The 19,757-nt window shown below is 56.3% G+C and carries 18 protein-coding genes; 4 read left to right on the forward strand and 14 right to left on the reverse strand.

The features are described from left to right. Positions 1-814 (forward strand): transketolase-like TK C-terminal-containing protein (locus HALTITAN_RS21245; RefSeq protein ID WP_039860481.1); only part of this gene is annotated, 814 nt, incomplete at its 5' end. A gap of 79 nt (positions 815-893) precedes the next feature. On the opposite strand, the gene HALTITAN_RS21250 is transcribed toward HALTITAN_RS21245, so the two are convergent. The 3 genes from HALTITAN_RS21250 to ybaK all read right to left on the reverse strand — a co-directional run bounded on the left by HALTITAN_RS21250 (position 894) and on the right by ybaK (position 3,803). After that, on the reverse strand, positions 894-1,769 hold the full coding sequence (locus HALTITAN_RS21250) for a PA4780 family RIO1-like protein kinase (RefSeq protein ID WP_009288324.1): 876 nt from the start codon (positions 1,767-1,769) through the stop codon (positions 894-896). Positions 1,770-1,802: 33 nt separating this feature from the next. After that, complete coding sequence (gene dbpA / locus HALTITAN_RS21255) at positions 1,803-3,236, reverse strand: ATP-dependent RNA helicase DbpA (protein WP_176316401.1); 1,434 nt, start codon at positions 3,234-3,236, stop codon at positions 1,803-1,805. Between the two features lie 99 nt (positions 3,237-3,335). Then, the gene (ybaK, locus tag HALTITAN_RS21260; protein ID WP_009288325.1) at positions 3,336-3,803 is read right to left on the reverse strand and encodes a Cys-tRNA(Pro) deacylase; all 468 of its coding nucleotides are present in this window, start codon (positions 3,801-3,803) and stop codon (positions 3,336-3,338) included. A gap of 332 nt (positions 3,804-4,135) precedes the next feature. On the opposite strand from ybaK, the gene HALTITAN_RS21265 reads away from it, so the two are divergent. After that, a complete protein-coding gene (locus tag HALTITAN_RS21265) occupies positions 4,136-4,321 on the forward strand; it encodes a DUF3008 family protein (RefSeq protein ID WP_022522460.1) in 186 nt (61 codons plus the stop codon). Between the two features lie 62 nt (positions 4,322-4,383). Here HALTITAN_RS21265 and HALTITAN_RS21270 read toward each other — a convergent pair whose 3' ends face one another. Next, complete coding sequence (locus HALTITAN_RS21270) at positions 4,384-4,656, reverse strand: hypothetical protein (protein WP_039860484.1); 273 nt, start codon at positions 4,654-4,656, stop codon at positions 4,384-4,386. A gap of 101 nt (positions 4,657-4,757) precedes the next feature. Continuing rightward, positions 4,758-5,624 (reverse strand): cation diffusion facilitator family transporter, encoded by an 867-nt coding sequence (locus tag HALTITAN_RS21275; protein ID WP_009288326.1) that lies wholly within the window; start codon positions 5,622-5,624, stop codon positions 4,758-4,760. Positions 5,625-5,739: 115 nt separating this feature from the next. Between HALTITAN_RS21275 and HALTITAN_RS21280 the strand changes: the two genes are divergently transcribed. Further along, a complete protein-coding gene (locus HALTITAN_RS21280) occupies positions 5,740-6,609 on the forward strand; it encodes a LysR family transcriptional regulator (RefSeq protein WP_009288327.1) in 870 nt (289 codons plus the stop codon). A gap of 215 nt (positions 6,610-6,824) precedes the next feature. Further along, positions 6,825-8,234 carry a PhoH family protein gene (locus tag HALTITAN_RS21285; RefSeq protein ID WP_039860486.1) on the forward strand — a complete coding sequence of 470 codons (1,410 nt, stop codon included), beginning with the start codon at positions 6,825-6,827 and terminating at the stop codon, positions 8,232-8,234. Positions 8,235-8,308: 74 nt separating this feature from the next. Here HALTITAN_RS21285 and HALTITAN_RS21290 read toward each other — a convergent pair whose 3' ends face one another. The 9 genes from HALTITAN_RS21290 to HALTITAN_RS21330 form a co-directional block, all read right to left on the reverse strand. After that, positions 8,309-9,292: a YihY/virulence factor BrkB family protein gene (locus HALTITAN_RS21290; protein WP_035538190.1), complete on the reverse strand. Its 984-nt coding sequence runs from the start codon at positions 9,290-9,292 to the stop codon at positions 8,309-8,311. A 36-nt stretch (positions 9,293-9,328) separates the two neighbouring features. Next, the gene (locus HALTITAN_RS21295; protein WP_039860488.1) at positions 9,329-11,101 is read right to left on the reverse strand and encodes a complex I subunit 5 family protein; all 1,773 of its coding nucleotides are present in this window, start codon (positions 11,099-11,101) and stop codon (positions 9,329-9,331) included. Beyond that, positions 11,098-12,603 carry a complex I subunit 5 family protein gene (locus tag HALTITAN_RS21300; protein ID WP_039860489.1) on the reverse strand — a complete coding sequence of 502 codons (1,506 nt, stop codon included), beginning with the start codon at positions 12,601-12,603 and terminating at the stop codon, positions 11,098-11,100. Before HALTITAN_RS21300 ends, HALTITAN_RS21295 begins: the two co-directional genes overlap by 4 nt. Next, positions 12,600-14,090, reverse strand: a complete 1,491-nt coding sequence (locus tag HALTITAN_RS21305) for a complex I subunit 5 family protein (protein WP_027958547.1) — start codon at positions 14,088-14,090, stop codon at positions 12,600-12,602. Before HALTITAN_RS21305 ends, HALTITAN_RS21300 begins: the two co-directional genes overlap by 4 nt. Beyond that, complete coding sequence (locus HALTITAN_RS24590; protein ID WP_009288330.1) at positions 14,087-14,785, reverse strand: hypothetical protein; 699 nt, start codon at positions 14,783-14,785, stop codon at positions 14,087-14,089. The genes HALTITAN_RS21305 and HALTITAN_RS24590 overlap by 4 nt, the downstream gene beginning before the upstream one ends. 40 nt (positions 14,786-14,825) lie before the next feature. Beyond that, positions 14,826-15,491, reverse strand: coding sequence for an alpha/beta hydrolase (locus tag HALTITAN_RS21315; protein WP_027958548.1), 666 nt, complete (start codon positions 15,489-15,491; stop codon positions 14,826-14,828). 90 nt (positions 15,492-15,581) lie between these two features. Further along, complete coding sequence (locus tag HALTITAN_RS21320) at positions 15,582-17,351, reverse strand: SLC13 family permease (RefSeq protein WP_027958549.1); 1,770 nt, start codon at positions 17,349-17,351, stop codon at positions 15,582-15,584. A 285-nt stretch (positions 17,352-17,636) separates the two neighbouring features. Next, complete coding sequence (locus tag HALTITAN_RS21325) at positions 17,637-17,843, reverse strand: cold-shock protein (protein ID WP_022522448.1); 207 nt, start codon at positions 17,841-17,843, stop codon at positions 17,637-17,639. A gap of 204 nt (positions 17,844-18,047) precedes the next feature. Further along, complete coding sequence (locus HALTITAN_RS21330; RefSeq protein WP_051052176.1) at positions 18,048-19,733, reverse strand: GMC family oxidoreductase; 1,686 nt, start codon at positions 19,731-19,733, stop codon at positions 18,048-18,050. Between the last annotated feature and the right edge of the window lie 24 nt (positions 19,734-19,757).

Below are 19,757 nucleotides of genomic sequence, written 5' to 3' on the forward strand. Positions count from 1 at the left end.
GATCACCCCGGAAGACGCCAGCGGCAACTACCTGCACTATGGGGTGCGTGAGTTCGGCATGGGGGCGATCATGAACGGCATCGCTCTGCACGGCGGCCTGGTACCTTACGGCGCGACCTTCCTGATCTTTATGGAGTACATGCGTAACTCGATCCGCATGGCGTCGCTGATGGGCCAGCAGGTGATTTATGTGTTTACCCATGACTCCATCGGCCTGGGTGAAGATGGCCCGACTCACCAACCCATTGAGCAGCTCACCAGCCTGCGTACCACGCCGAACCTCAATACCTGGCGCCCCTGTGATGCGGTCGAAACCGCCGCCGCCTGGGATGCGGCCATCAAGCGTCACTCTGGCCCCACGGCGCTGGTGCTGTCACGCCAGAACCTGCCCCACCAGCAGCGCACTAAAGCGCAGTTGGCAGCCATTCAGAACGGTGCGTACGTTCTTAAGGACAGCGAAGGAACGCCGGAGTTGATACTGATTGCCACCGGTTCTGAAGTCGGCCTGGCCATGGACGCCGCCGCCGAGCTCGAGCAGCAGGGCAAAGCGGTACGCGTGGTCTCCATGCCCTCGGCCTATCGCTTTAACGGCCAGGACGCCGAGTACCGTGAGAGCGTGTTGCCCAAGGCGGTGACCAAGCGTATCGCCATCGAAGCCGCCCATGCCGACTACTGGTACAAGTATGTGGGTCTTGACGGCCGCGTGATCGGCATGACCACCTACGGCGAATCCGCCCCGGCGGGGGATCTGTTCAAGCACTTCGGCTTTACCGTCGACAATGTGGTCAAGCAAGCGAATGAACTACTGGGTTAAATCTTAAAAGCAGGCAAAAGCTCGAACCTGGCTCCTCACTTTGCTGTAAAACGAGAGGAGCCAGCTTTATTGAGGCTGTTCAGTAAGGCTGCGGAATCTCGCCGTCGTCATCATCGTCGCGCATACGCGCCTGGCGTTCCGCCTCTTCCTCTTTGGCATCGTCGATGACTTCCATCAACTCATCGACGTTAGCAATATGTGTGTCAGCATCGAAGTGGCCTGTGAGCTTACTATCCGGATGCAGTTCACCGGTTTCGTACAGCGCCCACATCTCTCTCCCATATTCGGTATTCAGAAGCTCTGGCGCGAACTGGCCGAAGTAGTTGCGCATGTTATCCACATCGCGATACAGCATCGCGGCTGCGCTGTTATTACCGGCAGCGTCAACGGCCTGGGGCAGATCGATAATCACCGGGCCAGAGGCATCGACCAGCACATTAAATTCCGACAAATCGCCATGAATCAGGCCCGCGCACAGCATCTTAACCACGTCTTGAATAACCTTGGCGTAGTAGGTCTCGGCCTGCTCTGGCGTTAGCGTGACTTCGTCCAAGCGCGGCGCGACGTTGCCTTCGGCGTCGCTGATCATCTCCATCAACAGTACGCCGTCCACAAAGCCATGAGGCTCAGGTACCCGCACACCCGCCGAGGCAAGACGGTAGAGCGCGTCGACTTCGGCATTCAGCCACGCCTGCTCCTGCTCTTTCTGACCGTAACGGGTTTTTTTGGCCATCGCCCGTGAACGGCGGCTATTGCGCTCTTTACGCCCCTCTTGATATTGAACGGCCTGTTTAAAGCTACGCTGTTTGGCCTCCTTAAATACCTTGGCACAGCGCACTTCTTCACCGCAGCGCACCACGTAGACCTGCGCTTCCTTGCCACTCATTAACTGCACCAACACCTCGTCGATCATTCCATCATCGACCAGGGGTTGTAATCGCTTAGGGATTTTCATGGTTAGCTGCGTCGGCTCCTCTTTGGTACGCGTTCAATAACGGATACGGCGAACACGGAAAGCCCGCCCTTTTAATTTATCACGCTCGAGCTTGGCCTGAGCTTGTTGAATCACATCGCGGTCAACGGCCACATAGGCACTGCGGGCGAGCACTTTAATTTTACCCACTTGATCGCCGCGCAAGCCGCCTTCACTGGTCAGTGCGCCAAGAATATCGCCGGGGCGCAGCTTGTCTTTTTTGCCACCGGCTAACTGCAATGTCGCCATTAGCGGCTCGAACGGCACCGAGTGCTGCGGTTTAGGCAAGGGCTCAGTTTTAATCGCCTGCTCCAGCAACCCTTCCAGTCGCTCCAGCCGGTAACTCTCTTTAGGGGTTACCAGCGTACAGGCAATGCCACTGGCCCCGGCACGACCGGTGCGACCCACCCGGTGCACGTGAACATCAAGCTCGCGGGCAATTTGGTAGTTAAACACGGCGTCCAGCTGGGCAATATCAAGGCCGCGGGCGGCAACGTCCGTGGCCACCAGAATAGACGCGCTCTGGTTAGAGAACAGAATCAGAATGCGATCACGATCCTTCTGCTCTAAATCGCCATTGAGCGCCACGGCGCTAAAACCAGCATCGGTCAGTTGCTCAGCCACTGCCTGGGTTTCGCGTTTAGTGTTGCAGAATACCACGCTGGTCGCGGGCCGATAGACCAGCAGCAGTTGGCGCAGGGCGTCAAATCGCGCCTCTTCATTGGCGACACTGTAAAAGTGCTGTTGAATCGTCGTGGCGTCGTGCACCTCGGCGATTTTCACCATCACCGGTTCACGCATGACGCCGCGGGTCATCTCGGTTAGACCGCCCGATGACTGCTCGTCTGGGAAGGTTGCGCTGAACAGCAGCGTTTGGCGGTCAGTTGGGGTCTCGGCAATGATGTCATCAATGGTTGCCTGGAAGCCCATATCCAGCATGCGATCCGCTTCATCTAACACCAGCATGGCGAGAGATTCCAAAGTGAGCGAGCCTTTGCGCAAGTGCTCGTCAATACGCCCTGGTGTGCCTACGACAATGTGCGCGCCGTGCTCTAAAGAGCCGAGCTGCGGGCCAAAGGGCGCACCGCCGCAGAGGGTCAGTATTTTTACATTGGCCATGCCGCGGGCTAAACGGCGCAGCTCTTCAGCCACCTGGTCAGCGAGCTCCCGGGTGGGGCACAGCACCAGGCCTTGCACCGCAAAGCTGTCTACTTTCAATTTAGCCAGCAGTGCCAAACCAAACGCCGCCGTTTTGCCTGAGCCAGTTTTCGCCTGCGCCAGCACATCGCGCCCGGCCAGCATCGGCGGCAGGCTTTCCGCCTGCACCGGCGACATTTCGTGGTAGCCAAGGGACGCAAGGTTGCTCAGCAGAGCTTTTGGCAACGCTAACGAGGAGAAAGAGGAGTCAGACACGATATTACCTTGCTTGGGCCACAGGTAGATGGCCATCGGAAAACAGCGCACGCAGCCTAAAAGACAAACGACACGCGCAAATATTACCGCACCATACCAGAAAGTGCCCGGGGCTGCGCCGCCATCACAGTGACATCAGGTTGCCAGGGGCACAAAGGTAGCCTGACTCAGCGTGGCTAAATCCCCCGGGGCCAGCTCGATTTCAAGTCCACGACGCCCGGCGCTTACATAGATACTGGCAAAGCTTTCGGCAGAATGATCAATAAAGGTGGCCAAGCGCTTTTTCTGACCCAGCGGGCTAACACCGCCCAGCACATAACCGGTTGTGCGCTCGACTTCCGACGGTTCCGCCATGGTCGCTTTCTTTGCGCCGGCGGCTTTAGCGATCTGCTTTAACCCTAGTTGGCCATTCACCGGCACAATGCCTACCGCCAGCTGTTTGCCATCCAGCTTTACCACTAAGGTTTTAAAAACCTGCTCCACCGCGACGCCGAGTTTTTCAGCCGCCTCTAATCCATAGGATTGCGCGGTGGCGTCGTGATCGTACTCATGGATTTGAAAGGCAATGCCTGCGTGTTTTGCACTATTGATAGCCGGTGTCATGGCGTTCTCTTCATTAATAGCGTTGATACGATGATTTTACTGAATGGCACACTTCGCCCGATAGGTTAATAGCGCGACAGGCAAATGGAAGTCAACCGGTGGCTGAGCATGAATGTTAGCACGCTATAAATGGAAAGCTGAGCGTGTAAATAAGCATTTCGATCGGACTCGCGCACGAGGCGATTTTTAACGCAGTATTGTCGAGCGCAGTCAGTTTTCGTACAAAGCCTAGTACGCTATGAATGGAAAGCTGAGCACCAGTGACTATGCTTAAAAATGCAATGCTCAATAGTGCAGTAGGTAAACGGAAGCTAAATGAAAGGAGTTCAACAATGCCAGCAACCTCCAAGGCGCAACAGAAAGCGGCGGGCGCGGCACTATCCGCTAAGCGCGGAGAAACCAAGCCCAGTGAACTTTATGGTTCGTCTAAAGAGATGTATGACTCCATGAGCGAGGAGGAGCTAGAAGATTTCGCGAGTACACAGCGCAAAGGCAAACCGGAAAAGAAACAGGATTAACTATCCTTTTTGATATAAAACCGCCAGCTTAGCGAAGCTGGCGGTTTTGGCTTTACTAACGACTACTGCTTGCAAGGTACCACTTTACGCAGGGTGTCTTTTGCCCATAACGTTTGGCCATCCGGCGTACGGCCATGCTCATTCCAACGTTCGGCGGTTTCCAGGCAGAACGATCCGGCGCTTTCAACGCTCGCATCGCGGTTAGCCGGGCGCTCACCGCCAATCCGCATAACGTCAGGATTGTCGGTAGTATAACTTGGCGCAATGGTAGAGCTTGCACAGCCAGCGACCAGTGTGGTCAGTAGCAGTACGGGTAAACAGCGGCGCAGTGGCATGTTTTTACAACCCTCAACGTAGCACTATTAAGCCGACACCTATTGTCGGTAGCGCTAAATAGCACTGCCTGTAACAGAACGTCAATCTTTTTTCACCCTTCTCAGCCAGCGACTAAGGTAAGACTGGTAATAGGGCGCAGGTTTAGCCGTTTACAGCGCTTCTCTACACTCTCCACTATCTCTTGAGCGTCGTCGAACTGCTGCTTGTCGAGCTGGATATCGACCATTAAAAAGCTGCCCACCTGGGCCAGGCGCACATCGTCGGCAGTGACATCAAAGTCAGCTATATCCTCCACCACATCGCGTCGCACGCTGCTGCATGAACCGCCAAACATCAGCTCACGCAGTGCTCCCTTCACCATGCGAACCGGCATGGGCAAGAAGTAGCCTGCAATGATCAGCACCATCACCGGGTCGGCAAAGCGCGCGTAGCTGGCCCATGGCGACTGGGTTAACAGCCAGGTAAGCCCAAACCCCAACATGACAGCGGCACTTAGCCAGGTATCCATCTGCCACTGACGTAGCTCGGCGGTCAACAGCGAAGAGCGCGCTACACCGGCGTAGCGCGCCAGCCACCACCAAGTTAATAAACAACCCGTGACGTTGACCACGCCAAACATCAGCGCCAAATCCAGCGTGACCAACCGCCCACCAGCGAGCAGGCTCCATAGCGCGGAGACCAATGACACGATACACACCATCGCGATCACTACGCCTTTGAGCAGCACTGCAAGCGGCTCTACCGTCAGCCGCCCAAAGGGGTAGTGTTCATCCGCAGGTTTACGCGCCTGCTGAAGAGCAAACAGAGATAGCGACGCCAGCACAAGGCTCAACAGCGAGTAGCCGCTGTCAAAAAGAATCGTTATAGAACCGCTGGTTAGCCCTAGCGTAAGCCCGGTAAACGCAAATAGGCTGGCTGAAATGGCTGAAAATCTTAGCGCACGGCGCTCGGCAACAAAGGGGGTCACGCGGATAACTCCATCACTTTAAGCGAATTATGCGCCATAATAGAGAAGAGTTATGACAATCACGAATCGCTCAGCGCCAAGTTAACTGGCGCTCAAGGCGTTAAACGAGGCGACTATGCGTGCAGAACAGGTACAGGCCTTTATTGATGTCACCGAGCATGGCTCCTTTGCCGCAGCAGCAAGACATACCGGCCTTAAACGGAGCACACTGAGTGCCGCCGTCAATGCGCTTGAGGATAGCCTGGGCGTGGCGCTATTTGAGCGTTCGGGCAATAGCCTAACGCTCACCGCCGTGGGCGATAGCGTGCTTCCTGACTGCTACCGCCTGCTGACCAGCGCAAGCCGAATCAAAAAACACTGCCACCAGCATTTGCAGGGCGTTGAAAGCCAACTCGGCATCGCCCGTGATGACGCCCTGCCCGAGGTGTTTTGGCGTCAGGTAATGCATGATTTAAAACAGCAGTTTCCGCTAACCGCGATTTCAGTGTACCTAGTGCCACCCCAGGAACACACCCAGTTTGTGCAGCGCCAAACGGTGGATATTGCCTTCGGCCTGTATACCGCTGAAGGCATTGATACCAACGCGGCCAACCTTGCTCCCGTCAGCATGCGTTTAGTGGCAGCGCCCCATCACCCTTTAAGTCGCCTCCCTAGCGTTAACCGCGACGACTTGGCCCAGTACACCCAAGTGTGTTTGACCTACGTACAGGATGACAAGCTGATCAGCGAGGCGCTGTTTTCAGGTAATTATCTGGGTTTAACCATGTTTGAGGTGATCCGCGATGCCGTCATCAACGCGACCGGCTGGGCGCTGCTGCCTTACCCGCTGGTTAAAGGCGCCCTAGAGGCAGGCACGCTCTGCACGCTAAATCACGATCTAGTGCTAGACAGCCACTATTACCGCTATGTGGAGAGCGATAACCGCGGCGTGGTGGCCACCGCCTTGTTAAACAAAGTGGCGCACTTCTTAGCTTCCCAGAACTGAGCCCCGGGCGAATACCAGGCTAACACTCAGGACTTGCTGACATATCGTTGAAATCTTTTTATGGAAAAAAACACCAAAGCCTTCCACGCTATTACAAAGAGCTAAATAAGGAGCCGCCAGGACACGCCACGTGAGGAACACTGGCAAGTGTCATCTGGGCGTAATACGCACCTGCCAGTGTCGATGTTGCCGTCAACCAAGGAGTGATTCCAACGATGGTACGACTCGATAAGAAAGCCACTCGGCTGTATGTGTTGGACACCAATGTCCTCATTCATGACCCCACCGCGCTCTACCATTTCGATGAGCACGACGTTGTTATTCCCATGACCGTCCTGGAGGAACTTGATAAGCACAAAAATGGTGTACGTGAAATTGCCCGCACGGCTCGCCAAATCAGCCGTACGCTCTCCGACCTTACCAGCCAAGTCACCTTTGATGAGATCCAACGCGGCATTCCGATTCCCCGACTCAGTGGCGACACAGGACGCCTGCACTTTTTATGTTATAACGATTTAAAGCTGTTTGATTCCCTCGACGATAGCCCCGACAACCGCATACTGGCGGAGACCTGTCGCCTACGCGAAGAACGTCCCGACGCCTCGGTCATTCTGATCACCAAAGACATTAACCTGCGCGTTAAAGCCGCTGCGCTGAAAGTACCGGTGGAAGATTACCTCAACGACCGCGCCTTCTCCGACAGCGACGCCATGATTGAGGGCGCCCAGGTCTACACCTCTGCAGGCCAGCATGGCGCTTCACTGTGGGAAGCGTTGAATGTTGATGTCACAGTGGAACGACTCGATCACCACACTTTCTACCAACTCACCGGCACTATGCCCCGCCACTGGCACGTGGGCATGCTGGTCTCGGATAGCGAAAACGGGGCGGAGTTCGAAGCAATCGTTCGTGAACTGGGGCCCTCTTCGGCGCGCCTGCAATTGCTGACGAACTATCGCCACCACGCGGGCGTTTGGGGCGTTCACGCCCACGACAGTCGGCAAAACTTCACATTAAATCTACTCATGGATCCCGATATTGATCTGGTTACCATTGCGGGTAATGCCGGTACGGGTAAAACTTTTATGACCCTGGCCGCCGCCTTTCAGCAAACCCTGGATGCCAAGCTATTTGAGCGTATTGTGTTTACCCGCGCGCCGATCCCCATGGGGGAAGACATTGGCTTTCTACCCGGCACCGAGGAGGAGAAGATGTCACCGTGGATGGGTGCCTTCCACGACAATATGGATAACCTGCTGCGCAACGAGGAGGGAGAAACCAGTTGGGATAACGGCGCCACGCGGCAGTTGATTGGTTCACGGGTACAAATCCGCTCGCCGAGCTTTATGCGCGGTCGTACCCTAAACGACACCTTTTTAATCATTGATGAGGCGCAAAACTTCACCCCCAAACAGCTTAAATCGCTAGTAACACGGGCGGGGCGCAATACCAAAATCGTCTGCCTGGGCAATGTCGGGCAGATTGACACCCCCTACCTTACCGCCAACACCTGCGGCATGGCCGCAGTGGTGGAGCGCTTCCGTGATTGGCCCCATGCCGGGCATATTACGCTGAAAAGTGTTGAACGCTCGCGCCTGGCCCTGGCGGCGGAAGAACTGCTTTAAGCTTTCTTCTTTAAACCTGCTTTTTTTAAAACCAACTGCCTCCCACCGCTGGTGGGAGGTGCTTCTCCACACCCTCAGGTATCGTTACTCTCCTCAATGTCCTTCCACGGCCGGGGGGCACCAATGGTATCCGCGGCAAACGCCTCGCGTTCACCTAACGGGCGCGCCTCGCCAATGGTGGTGTCAGTGAAGGTTTGCCGCTCCATCTCACAGTTGACTTCCGCACCAAACAGCACCACAAAGGCAGAGAGCCAAAACCATAGCATTAGCGCCACCACTGCCCCCAGTGAGCCATAAAGCTCGCTAAAGGTAGAGAAATAGCGCACGTAGAGCGAAAGCCCACCGGAACCTAACAGCCACATCCCCGTTGCCAGCAGCGTCCCATAACTTAACCAACTCCACTGGGCCGAGCGCCGATAAGGGGCGTAGCGGTAGAGCAGCGCAATCAGCATGCTCATCACCACTAACAGTGCAGGCCAGCGTAGCCATTGCAGGATTTGATCCAACGGAGGATTAATCGCCAAGGAGTTGACCAGCACCGGTACGATGGCAATAAACGCTAGCGAGATCAGCGTCATAAAAATCAAACCAAAAGTCAGCGCGACCAATACCGTACTACGGTGTAACAGGCTGCGTTTTTCAGTTTCGCCGTACACCACGTTAAGGCCAATAACCAGCACCGCCACCCCTTTGGAAGCGATAAACATCGCAATCAGCAGCCCGGCTAATGCGCCCAGAAAATTACCCGATTCCGCACTCTCCACGACCTTTTGAGCCTGCTGATCAATCAGTTTGGCAGCATCCGGCGGCATGAACCGGCTGATTTCATACAACTGCTGACCGGCTTCATAAGGGTCAAACAGTAACCCCCAGAGGGAAATGACCGCGGCGATAGTGGGAAACAGCGCCAGCAAGGCGTAAAAAGCCACACCGGCGGCCAGCATGGTCAGGCGGTTACGACGAGCGGCGCGCACTACCCGCCAAGTAATATCGTGCCAACCCCGCTGGGGAATATCACCGGGTACCTGCGCCCGGCGACCGCGCGGGAGCTTACCCATAGCAGGCTCCTGACAAGTACAGTCCACACAGTCGTCTCATCGCTGACCTTCCCACATCATTAGCGCCGCAAGCAGCACGGCAAGCAACATCATCAGCCCACTGACATGGTGACGCAACCAGGACTCCGTCGACAACAGGCGAGTTAAATGGCCCATTAATATCTCTTCAGTTTTTTGTGCGCTTACCACACTCGCCGCTTTAAGCTTGGCGCAGTAGTGCCCAAGCCGCCGTATTGGCACCAATGCAGCGCCGACCATCCCCGCATAGAGCCACCATAGATCTCCCGCGGGGAGGGATTTACCCTTAAGCGGACGCGTTAATAGCCAGCCCACCGCGGCGAACAGTACCCCCACCGGGAATGGCCACATAATCCCCAACCACTCTTTAAGCGGCGGCATCTCAATACTGCCCGCAGGGAGGGGAAGCCAAAATGGCGTTAACAGCGCTGCCGCTATGGCAACTAACCAGGCGCCCCACTGCTCTCGGTTACTGCCTCCTTTATGGCGCTGCTGCCACTGACGCCATAAAGCAACGCTTACCAGAGCCGCGGTGCCAACAGCCGCCCAACTGAGTAGTTTGATTAACGATTCATGATGCATTTCGTAGAGTGGACTCTTCACCCCCCACTTGCTGATCATGCCCGCCCCAATGGCACCCGCCAGCGAGATACCCGGCAGTGCCAGCAAACCCCAGACCAACGGCAGCGGCCACCGGGGTAGATGCTCACTGATACTGGTGCCCATAAACAGTGAGCCTTTGGCCAGCGCGTGGTGGGCAGCAAACAGCACCAAGCCTGGCCACAGCAACGGCCACACCTCTGGCGCGACTAATCCCATGGCCACCAAAGCAGTCATCATGCCCATCTGGCTGATACTGGAGTAGGCTAAAACAGCTTTAGGATGACGCTGAAAAACGCCATACAGCGCGGCGCCAAACGCTGCCGCCAGCCCTGCCATTAACATGATGTTGCCAAACTGGGCTAAGGAAGCTGAAATCTGCTCATCACCTAACGGCAGCACACTAATCCAGCCCAGCAGCCCTGCTTTAATCATCGCTCCGCTAAGCACCGCGCTGGCAGGGGCCGGTGCCACCGGGTGAGCTAACGGTAGCCATACGTGTAAGCCAATAGCCCCTGCTTTCACGCCAAAGCCCAAGCACAACAAGGCGGCCATCCATGCGCCTTGCTCTGCGACTAAAATGCCTTCACGCAGGCCTTGCAACGTTAATGTGTCAGCTTCACCGGCTGCCCATAGAAAGCCGCCTATAATAAGCCCTTCACCCACCACGGCTAACATCAAATAGGCCTTGGCCCCCAGCCGCGCCTCTGCGGTACCGCTATGCACTACCAGTGCGTAGGCGGCGAAGGTCATCAGCGCAAAGCCTAGATAAAAACTGGCGATATCCTGGGCAATAATCAGTAGTACGTTGCCCAGCAGTGTCAGCGGCCAAAGCAGCGCTAAGCGCAACAGGCGTCGCTGAGTATCCTGATCCCCCTCCTGGGCCTTCGCCTGTTCCGTCGCAAAATAGCCCCTCGCGTGGATGGCTGCCAACCCCCAGAGCAGCGCGGTAAACGCAAGCCAGGGGCGGCTTAGCGAGTTAAGCGCCCATTCGCCGCCTAGCATCCAGGCATCCATCGTCCACTGCGCTTCACCGCCATAGGCTAGCAGCAGCGCTGGCCAAGCGGCGCTTAGCCATAGTGCTGAAAAATAGCTCTGATAAGCAGCCGGAGCGCGGTAGGCGCTCCATAGCGTCCAGCCGATGACGACCAGCGGCCAAAGTAGCGCCAGGGCAAGCAGCATGGTCATCATGGCAGATACTCCCCGTTGGCTACCCGAGCCGCCCAATCCAAGGGGCTAAAGGGGAGCCCGGCAAACAGCCCGGCCCCCAAACTCACCAAGGCGGTAAACACCATCGGTAACAGCAGCCAACTATGAGTTTCAAAACGGCCTAGACGCTGCTCTTTGGGCCAACTGCCTTTGCCATGGGCAGGCCCTGAACGGAACCATAAGCGGTGCACAATGGGCAAAAAGTACATAGCATTGAGGGTACTGCTCGCCACTAGCACGGCGACGACCCAATACATCTCGGCCTGAATCGCGCCAACGCCGAGGTACCACTTGGTAATAAACCCCGCCACGGGCGGAAGGCCAATCATGCCAAACGCGCCGATAGTAAACGCGATGCTGGTCAACGGCATACGCTTACCAGCACCGTCCATTTCATCAATACGATGGATCCCCAGCTCTTCGGCATAGTTGCCCGCACAGAAGAATAGCGTGACCTTCATTAAGCCCTGATGCAGCAAGTGCGCTAAAGCACCGACGGTGCCGAAAGGGCCAAACAGGCCTATACCGAGAATGACATAGGAGACCTGACTGACGGTGGAGAACGCTAGGCGGGGCTTGAGCTCCTCTTGGGCAATGGCCCTTAATGAACCATAAATAATCGTAAATGAGGCAGCTACCGCTAGCGCGGTAATAACGCCGAGCTCCACGCTCAGCTCAATGCCAAACAGGTCGTAAACTACCCGCAGAATCCCGAAAGCCCCCGCCTTCACCACCGCTACCGCGTGTAGCAGCGCACTCACCGGCGCGGGGGCAACCATTGCCCTGGGCAGCCACCCATGCAGCGGTACCATGGCCGTTTTTACCGCCAACCCACCCACTAGCAGGGCAAATATTAGCGTTAGCAGACCGCGATGATCGTTTAAATAGTCGCCCAACCCCTCTTCTGAGGAGAATGACTGATCCCCAGTCAGGCTATATAGCAACACGGTGCCAAGCAGCAGTACCACACCGGCGCTTAAGGTGTAGCGCAAATAGACGCGCCCGGCATCGAGTGCTTGCTGGGTACCGTTATGAACCACCAAAGGGTAGGTGGAGAGCGTCAACATTTCGTAGAAAATCAGGAAGGTAAACAGGTTATCAGCCAGCGCAATGCCGATCGTGCTCGCAACGCAGAGGCTAAAAAAGCCAAAAAAGCGCTTCCGATTAGCTGAACCTTCCAAGTAGCCAATGGCGTAGATTGTGGTGCATAGCCAAAGCAGTGACGATAGTCCGGCGAACATCACCCCCAACGCATCGCTGCGCAGTACGAAATCAACGCCACCGATCACTTGAAAGCTAAAAATATCCTCATGCCCCGCGGCGACCCGCCTGACCATAAGAGTAACCAGAATAATCTTAACCATTGCCGCCGCTAGGTTAATCGTCGTGCGCAGCCGCCGGGCGTCTTCCGGCAGCGCAAAGATAATCACCACCACCAATAGCGAAGTGGCCAGAGCCGTTAGCGGTAACCAGGCGGCGTTCATGGGCTACCTCCATGCATCAATTCCAGCGGGAAATGCGCCAATAACCCTAGAGCGAACGCAATCAGAGCAAGCGTTAGTGCGATCAGATCCATGCCCGGCGCCAAGGGTTGATAACGATGCCGTGGGGCCGTCTCATCAAAGCAGTAGCGAAACATGCGAAATATATAGGCAGCAGTGAGCAGCGTACCGGTTAAAAGCGCGGCCACCGCCCACCACTGCTGGGATATCACCATCGCCTGTAGCAGCATCCACTTGGCGGTAAACCCCGAGCTGGGCGGCAGCCCCATCAAAGTAATGGAGGCAATACCAAACACTAATAGCGAAAGCGGCAAGCGGCGGCTGGTACCGGCCAGGCCTTTGAGCGTGCTCTCCCCGGTGGCCAATATCAGGTTACCTGCAGCCATGAACATGGCGGCTTTAGCAAAGGCATGGCCCATTAGCTGCAGCCAGAACCCTTCCCAAGCCAAAGCGCGGGGTAGCGGGGCAATATCCGGCCCCAGTAGTAGCGGAAAAGCCACCATCAGGTAACCCAGCTGACCTACGGTAGAAGAAGCGACCAGGGTTTTAAGTGAATCGGTACGCCACGCCAGTAACCCGCCCCATACAATCGCCAGCATGCCTAACCAAGCGATAACACGCGGGGCGTAGAAAGTATCGGGGAGCAGAATGCTCCACAGCTGCAGCAATATAAACAGCGACGCCTTGATCACCAGCGCCGCATGCAGCGCGCTCACCGGTGTCCAGGCATTCTCGTGGACAGGAGTCAGCCAGGCATGCAGTGGAAACAGCGCGGCTTTCAAGGCCAGCCCTGCGCCTATCAATGCGGCGGCAAACCACGCCACCGGCCCAGGCTCGACGACCTCAGCCAAGCCCTGCAAATCCAACCGCCCCCAATGGCCCAAAATCAGCGCGACCCCGAGTAAATAGGTTAACGAGCCCATCAGGGCCAAGAGCAAATAGCGCATTCCCGCCACCAGCGCGGCTACCTTGCCCGATAACATCAGCATGCCGACCGCCGCAAGGCCCATCAACTCCAGCCCGGCATAGAGGGTTAACAGGTCAGTGGCCAGCCAAATTAACGAAAGCGCACTCAGCACTACGCCCATCAGCGGCCACAGCCAGCGTGCCAACGGCCCGGTTTCGCTTAAGCGCAGATACCCTGGCGTATAGATCGCTGCCGCAACACCAATCACCTGAGTCATTAATAGCAACAGCACGCTCAGCCCGTTTAAGCGCAGCGACAGCTGAACGCCTGCTATGTCCCAATGCCAGCGCAGTAGTCCCGCTTGATCGTAAGCAGATAGCAGCATTAGCCCAGAGGCCAACACCGGCACACTCGCCAGCACCACGGGCCATGCCCGCTTAGGGGGGAATAGTGCTGCCAGCATGCCCAGCATCAGGGGTAAGCCAAGCGCAACTAACAGCGCCCAGTGAGTAGAGAGAAGGGGTTCAAAGGTGCTATCGAAAAGGCCAAAGCGCCAAATCATGTGGCGCCCTCTTCAGGTTTACCGTCACGCCCCAAAGCCTCGACCCCTTCGAGATGTACAAGCTGCCGAATCAACAGCGCACCCAGCATTGACCCTAGCCAGGCGACTAGCAGCCCTACACTAATTAACGCCTGAGCAGTCGCCGAGGTACCTGCCACACCAGCCAGTAGCATAAACACCGCCGAGCCGAGCAGATTAAACGCCAGCAGCCGACGCAGCAGATGACGGTGTAGCGCAAACGCCCCTAAGGCGGTAGCGGCGATCACCACCCCGGCAACAAGCAGCGGATGCTCTGAAGGTGCATACGCCATATCGGCAACGACATAGCGGATCGCGGCGCCGACCATGACAAACCAAGCCAGCGCCAATACCACCCGCATTGCCACCCGCGACCAAGGCTCGCTGAATTTATCGCGCTCTAAAGGCGAGGAAGCGCCGGGTACAACATGGCCCAGGGCATAAAAAAAGCAGGGCCCGGTTAGCCCTACCCCTAGCACCAGCTCGACGGCTGCCAGCCAGGGAGCACCGAGCTGCCACCAGGCCGCAGTCATTGCAGCCGCAAAGGCCACAAAAAAGTAGCAGGCGCGCACCAGGTGGCGATCAAACAGGCTCACTAGCGCTGATGCCGTGAGGAACAGCGCCAGCAGCACTTCTATTGCGTCAAGAGAGTGTGTTGCATCAAAGGAGGCTGTCATTCGTTTTCGCTACATCCTTGCATCGGTCACGAATAGGCGCTTAGTTTAGGCGAGAACTCAGCCATTTGCCGATATCATTCACCTGCTGGGGGCAGAGCGCGTGGGCCATAGGGTATTGGCGGTAGTTGACCGCGTAGCCCATCTCTTTTAAGCGGTCGACACCGCTACGACCCAGGCTTTCAGGCACAATGGGGTCAAAGTGACCGTGCTGCACTTCTATAGGGATTTGACGATTGGCTTCCGCAAGATCGATATTGTCGGCGGTCGCGAAGTAAGTCGACATGGCTAATAAGCCCCCTAGCGGCGCGGGGAAAGTCAGCGCGGCGTGGTAGGCAACAGCGCCACCCTGCGAAAAGCCCGCCACAATAATGCGTTGGCTATCGATGCCCTGGTCGATCTGCTCTTGAATCAGCACTTGGATTCGCTCAGCAGATTTCTTGAGCTGAATCTCATCGACCCGACGCCCCAAATCCATGGCCAAAATATCGTACCAAGCGGGCATCACCATACCGCCATTAATCGTCACCGGCAGGCGTGGCGCATGGGGCATGATAAAGCGCACGTGAGAATCTTTAGGCAGCGCTAATGCGGGCACCAAGGGTTCAAAATCGTGCCCATCCGCGCCTAAGCCGTGAATAATAAACACACAGGCATCGGCGGGTTGACCATCTTTCGGCTCAATAATCAGTTCGCCAGGAGCAGTCATGACATCGTATTCCTTATTCAAAAAGGGCCACCCTAGCGCAAACCCGCGTTAACAGCGAGCCATGGCATGCTTAAAAAGGCCACGCCACGTTTAAAAGGGCCACACGAGGGGAATCAAAACGAGCGCTATGGCACCCGTCAGTATATTTAATCCACCGCCCAAACGTAGAAAATCGCTCACCCGGTAACCACCTGGGCCATACACCATCAGGTTGGTTTGATAGCCGATGGGGGTTAAAAAGCTCGCTGAGGCGGCAAACATTACCGCCACCACATAGGGCATCGGGTTCACGCCCAAGCTTTCGGCCGCGCTCATCACCACCGGAAAAATAATCACTGCCGCTGCATTGTTGGTCACCAGCTCGGTGAGCAGCGCCACCACACAGTAAGTGCCTACTAACAGTAGCAAAGGGTTTCCGGCCACTAAGGTGAGCACTCCGCCGGCCATTACCTCGGCAGCACCAGAGCTTTGCAGCGCGGCCCCCACCCCAAACGACGCGGCAATAGTGAGCAACACCTGGGTATCCAAGCCACGCTTGGCGGCGCCCACCGAACAGCAGCCCGTTAGTAGCGCCAATGCCGCCCCCAACATGGCAGCGTTGAGCATGCTCAGCACACCGAAGGCGGCGAGCAGTACGGCGCCTAACAGCACTCCCCACGCTAGCGGCGCCTTCTCATGGATCGGCCGCGCTGCGCCATTTAACTCACTAATCAGCAGAAAGTCCCGCGACTGACGATGACGCTCAATAAAAGGAGGACGCGCCTCCAGCAACAGCACATCGGCAGGCTGCAGCCGCACTTGGCCAAGATTACCCTTAACCCGTTCACCGCCACGGCAGATCGCCAGCACTGCTGCCCCATAAAGGGTTCTAAAGTGACCATCGCGAATACGCTGGCCAATAAACTGGCACTGATTTGAGACCACCGCCTCGACCAAGCGACGCTCTTTAAACTCTTTCTCCAAGCTGGAAGTACCATCCCGGGAAGGGATTAAGCCACGAATTTGCTGCAACTCCACCGCCGCATCAGAGGTACCTGCAAACACCAGCCGATCGCCACCTTTTAGCTGCTCGCCAGGCCCAACAACGCTAACCACGTTGCCTGCGCGCTCAATCTCAACCAGAAACAACTCCTGCAGGTGGCGTAGTCCCGCCTCTTCGACAGTGCGATCCACCAGCACTCCTGCCGGGTCGACTTCCATTTCGATAGTGAACTCGCGTGGGTTGGCAAACGCATTGGCCAGCCCTTCCCTGGCAGGCAACAACCGCGGCCCGAGCAAAATAAGATAGCCAAGCCCTACGACGGCGACGGGAACACCGACCCAGGCCAAATCCAACAGGCCCATACCGAGTTCTGGGTAACGCTCCAGCAATAGCCCGTGCACCACCAAGTTCGTGCTGGTACCAAAGAGCGTGATGGTGCCACCGAGGATAGAGGCGAAACTGAGCGGCATCAGCAGCCGCTGGGGAGACAAGCGCAGCCGACGGCTCCAGCTCATGACCGCGGGAATATAGGTAGCGACAACCGGGGTATTATTGACAAAACCGCTAAGCGTGGCCACGGGGAGCAGCAGGCGAACCAACGCGCCTCGCTCGCTTTTTGGCCGTTTGAGCACATAGCGAATGATCAGGTCGATGCCGCCGGTTTCGCGAATGCTGGCCACCAGCACATACATAAACGCCACGGTAAACAGGCCGCTATTGGAGAAGCCCCCCAGCGCCTGCTGTGGGTCAATCACCCCCAGCGTCATTAGCAAAATCACCGCGCCCAGCAAAATAATATCCGGCCCCAGGCGTGAAAAGGCCATCAACGGGAAGATGGTGAGCACCACCCCGACCGCTATCCAAGCATCCAGCGACATAACCACGACATCCTTAACAAATAAGCATGGCGGTATTGTGAAGCCAATCGCATATTCTAAAAAGTTATTTTTAGAAACATTTAAAGATCGAAATGGAATATGGTGTGAGGTGTGAGGTGTGAGGTGTGAGGTGTGAGGTGAGGTGAGGTGAGGTGAGGTGAGGTGAGGTGAGGTGAGGTGAGCTAAGTTTAGGTTACAAAACCTAAAAAGCGAAAACCCCGCGCTCGGCGGGGTTTTCTGGTCAATCAACGCTAGGCGGTGATTGTTAACACCTTAGTAAAGGAATTAACCTTCTACTTTGATGTTAGAAGCCTGAAGGCCTTTTTTACCCTGTGTGACGTCGAAGGAAACCTTCTGGCCGTCTTGCAGGGATTTGAAGCCTTCTGCCTGAATTTCTGAGAAATGCGCGAACAGATCGTCGCCATTGTCGTCAGGAGAAATGAAGCCGAAACCTTTAGTGTCGTTGAACCACTTAACTGTACCAGTTGCCATGATCGAAATCCTCAATGTTGCTAATTAAACCGGGAAATACCCGAATTGCAGTGGGTATAACAAGAGACTTTCACCAGATTTAACGCTAGAGGCGCTTCTATACTGCTGACAACGTTCGACTTGCTAACCAACTGTAACTATTCTGCGCTCAACCACCCTCCTGCGTCAACACCCCCATAAAACGCTGCTTAGTAGATTTTGTCGCTAGTAAACCTCACGCCTCTCAGCCAGTATCCAACCGGCGGCCTTCTCGGCAATCATCAGCGTCGGAGAATTGGTGTTGCCACTGGTGATGGTCGGCATAACGCTGGCGTCAGCCACTCTTAGCCCGCTAATACCGCGCACTCTCAGCCGTGCATCGACCACTGCCATCGCATCATCTTCCTGGCCCATACGTGCGGTGCCCACCGGGTGGAAAATAGTCGTGCCGATATCACCAGCCAGCCGGGCTAACTCATCGTCACTTTGATACTCGACGCCGGGCTTCACCTCTTCCGGCGCGTATTTGGCAAACGCAGGCTGCTCGGCGATACGCCTCGTCACCCGCAGAGAATCCGCCGCCACTTTGCGATCTTCAGGGGTGCTCAAGTAATTGGGAGAAATCGCCGGTGCCTGGCGCGGGTCGCTGCTTTTAAGTCGCACGGTGCCCCGGCTGGTAGGGTTCAAATTGCATACGCTGGCGGTAATCGCTGGGTAGGGATGCAGCGGCTGACCAAAGGCTTCCAGGCTTAGCGGCTGCACGTGGTACTCAATATTGGGGTGCAGCTGATCCTTCGTGCTGCGGGTAAAAGCCCCCAGCTGCGAAGGTGCCATGCTCATCGGCCCAGAGCGCTTAAACAGGTACTCAAGGCCAATTCCCGCTTTACCCCACAGCGTGCTGGCTATGGCATTGAGGGTTTTGCCATTAGTAATCCGATATATCGAACGAATCTGCAGGTGATCCTGCAAGTTCTCGCCGACGCCCGGCAGCTCATGCACTACCTCAACGCCATGCTTACGCAACGACTCTGCGGGCCCCACACCGGAAAGCTGCAGCAGATGCGGCGTACCAATCGCGCCTGCGCAGAGCACTACTTCCCTGTTCGCCATGACGCGAAGCGGGCTGCCCTCACGCTCCACCTCCACCCCTGTGCACCGCAGCATGTTGGCACTTTTTTCGAACAGCAGCCGATTGACTTGAGTGGAGTGCCATAGTGTGAGGTTTTTGCGCTTAAGCGCGGGGCGCAAAAACGCTTTGGCGGTATTCCAGCGCCAGCCCGAGCGCTGATTGACCTCAAAGTAGGCCACGCCTTCGTTAGAGCCACGGTTAAAATCGTCGGTACGCGGGATCCCCGCCTGCACGGCAGCTTCGGCGAAATCATCCAGCACCTGCCACTTAAGGCGCTGCTTTTCGATCCTCCACTCCCCACCGTGGCCGTGAAAATCCCGGTGCTGGGCGTCTGCATCTCCGCCCTCGTCCAGACGGTAGTGGTCTTCATGTTTGATAAAGTCGGGTAGGCAGTTCTCCCAGCGCCAGGCATCGTCGCCGGTGACTTCCGCCCAGTGGTCGTAGTCACGCGCTTGGCCGCGCATATAGATCATGCCGTTGATGCTAGAGCAGCCGCCCAGGGTTTTCCCCCGCGGGTAGATCAGCGAACGGCCGTTGAGGCCTTTATCGGGCTCGGTGCGAAACAGCCAGTCGGTACGTGGATTATTAATGCAGTAGAGGTAGCCCACCGGAATATGAATCCAGTGGTAGTTATCGCGACCGCCCGCCTCTATCAGCAGTACCTTATTATTGGGATTGGCACTCAAACGATTAGCCATCAGGCACCCCGCGGTGCCTGCGCCGATCACGATATAGTCGAAGTAACTGATATGGTCGATATTGTTATGGGTAGATTCTGACATTGGTTGGCTCCGGTAACGTTTAGT

The organism is Vreelandella titanicae BH1 (assembly GCF_000336575.1).
GTDB classification, from domain to species: Bacteria; Pseudomonadota; Gammaproteobacteria; order Pseudomonadales; family Halomonadaceae; genus Vreelandella; species Vreelandella titanicae.

Bases quoted from the DNA above. Each gene is read 5' to 3' on its own strand.
- HALTITAN_RS21250 (WP_009288324.1), bottom strand. From the start codon at position 1,769: ATGAAAATCCCTAAGCGATTACAACCCCTGGTCGATGATGGAATGATC.
- dbpA (WP_176316401.1), bottom strand. From the start codon at position 3,236: ATGGCCATCTACCTGTGGCCCAAGCAAGGTAATATCGTGTCTGACTCC.
- ybaK (WP_009288325.1), bottom strand. From the start codon at position 3,803: ATGACACCGGCTATCAATAGTGCAAAACACGCAGGCATTGCCTTTCAA.
- HALTITAN_RS21265 (WP_022522460.1), top strand. From the start codon at position 4,136: ATGCCAGCAACCTCCAAGGCGCAACAGAAAGCGGCGGGCGCGGCACTA.
- HALTITAN_RS21270 (WP_039860484.1), bottom strand. From the start codon at position 4,656: ATGCCACTGCGCCGCTGTTTACCCGTACTGCTACTGACCACACTGGTC.
- HALTITAN_RS21280 (WP_009288327.1), top strand. From the start codon at position 5,740: ATGCGTGCAGAACAGGTACAGGCCTTTATTGATGTCACCGAGCATGGC.
- HALTITAN_RS21285 (WP_039860486.1), top strand. From the start codon at position 6,825: ATGGTACGACTCGATAAGAAAGCCACTCGGCTGTATGTGTTGGACACC.
- HALTITAN_RS21290 (WP_035538190.1), bottom strand. From the start codon at position 9,292: ATGGGTAAGCTCCCGCGCGGTCGCCGGGCGCAGGTACCCGGTGATATT.
- HALTITAN_RS21295 (WP_039860488.1), bottom strand. From the start codon at position 11,101: ATGATGACCATGCTGCTTGCCCTGGCGCTACTTTGGCCGCTGGTCGTC.
- HALTITAN_RS21300 (WP_039860489.1), bottom strand. From the start codon at position 12,603: ATGAACGCCGCCTGGTTACCGCTAACGGCTCTGGCCACTTCGCTATTG.
- HALTITAN_RS21305 (WP_027958547.1), bottom strand. From the start codon at position 14,090: ATGATTTGGCGCTTTGGCCTTTTCGATAGCACCTTTGAACCCCTTCTC.
- HALTITAN_RS24590 (WP_009288330.1), bottom strand. From the start codon at position 14,785: ATGACAGCCTCCTTTGATGCAACACACTCTCTTGACGCAATAGAAGTG.
- HALTITAN_RS21315 (WP_027958548.1), bottom strand. From the start codon at position 15,491: ATGACTGCTCCTGGCGAACTGATTATTGAGCCGAAAGATGGTCAACCC.
- HALTITAN_RS21320 (WP_027958549.1), bottom strand. From the start codon at position 17,351: ATGTCGCTGGATGCTTGGATAGCGGTCGGGGTGGTGCTCACCATCTTC.
- HALTITAN_RS21325 (WP_022522448.1), bottom strand. From the start codon at position 17,843: ATGGCAACTGGTACAGTTAAGTGGTTCAACGACACTAAAGGTTTCGGC.
- HALTITAN_RS21330 (WP_051052176.1), bottom strand. From the start codon at position 19,733: ATGTCAGAATCTACCCATAACAATATCGACCATATCAGTTACTTCGAC.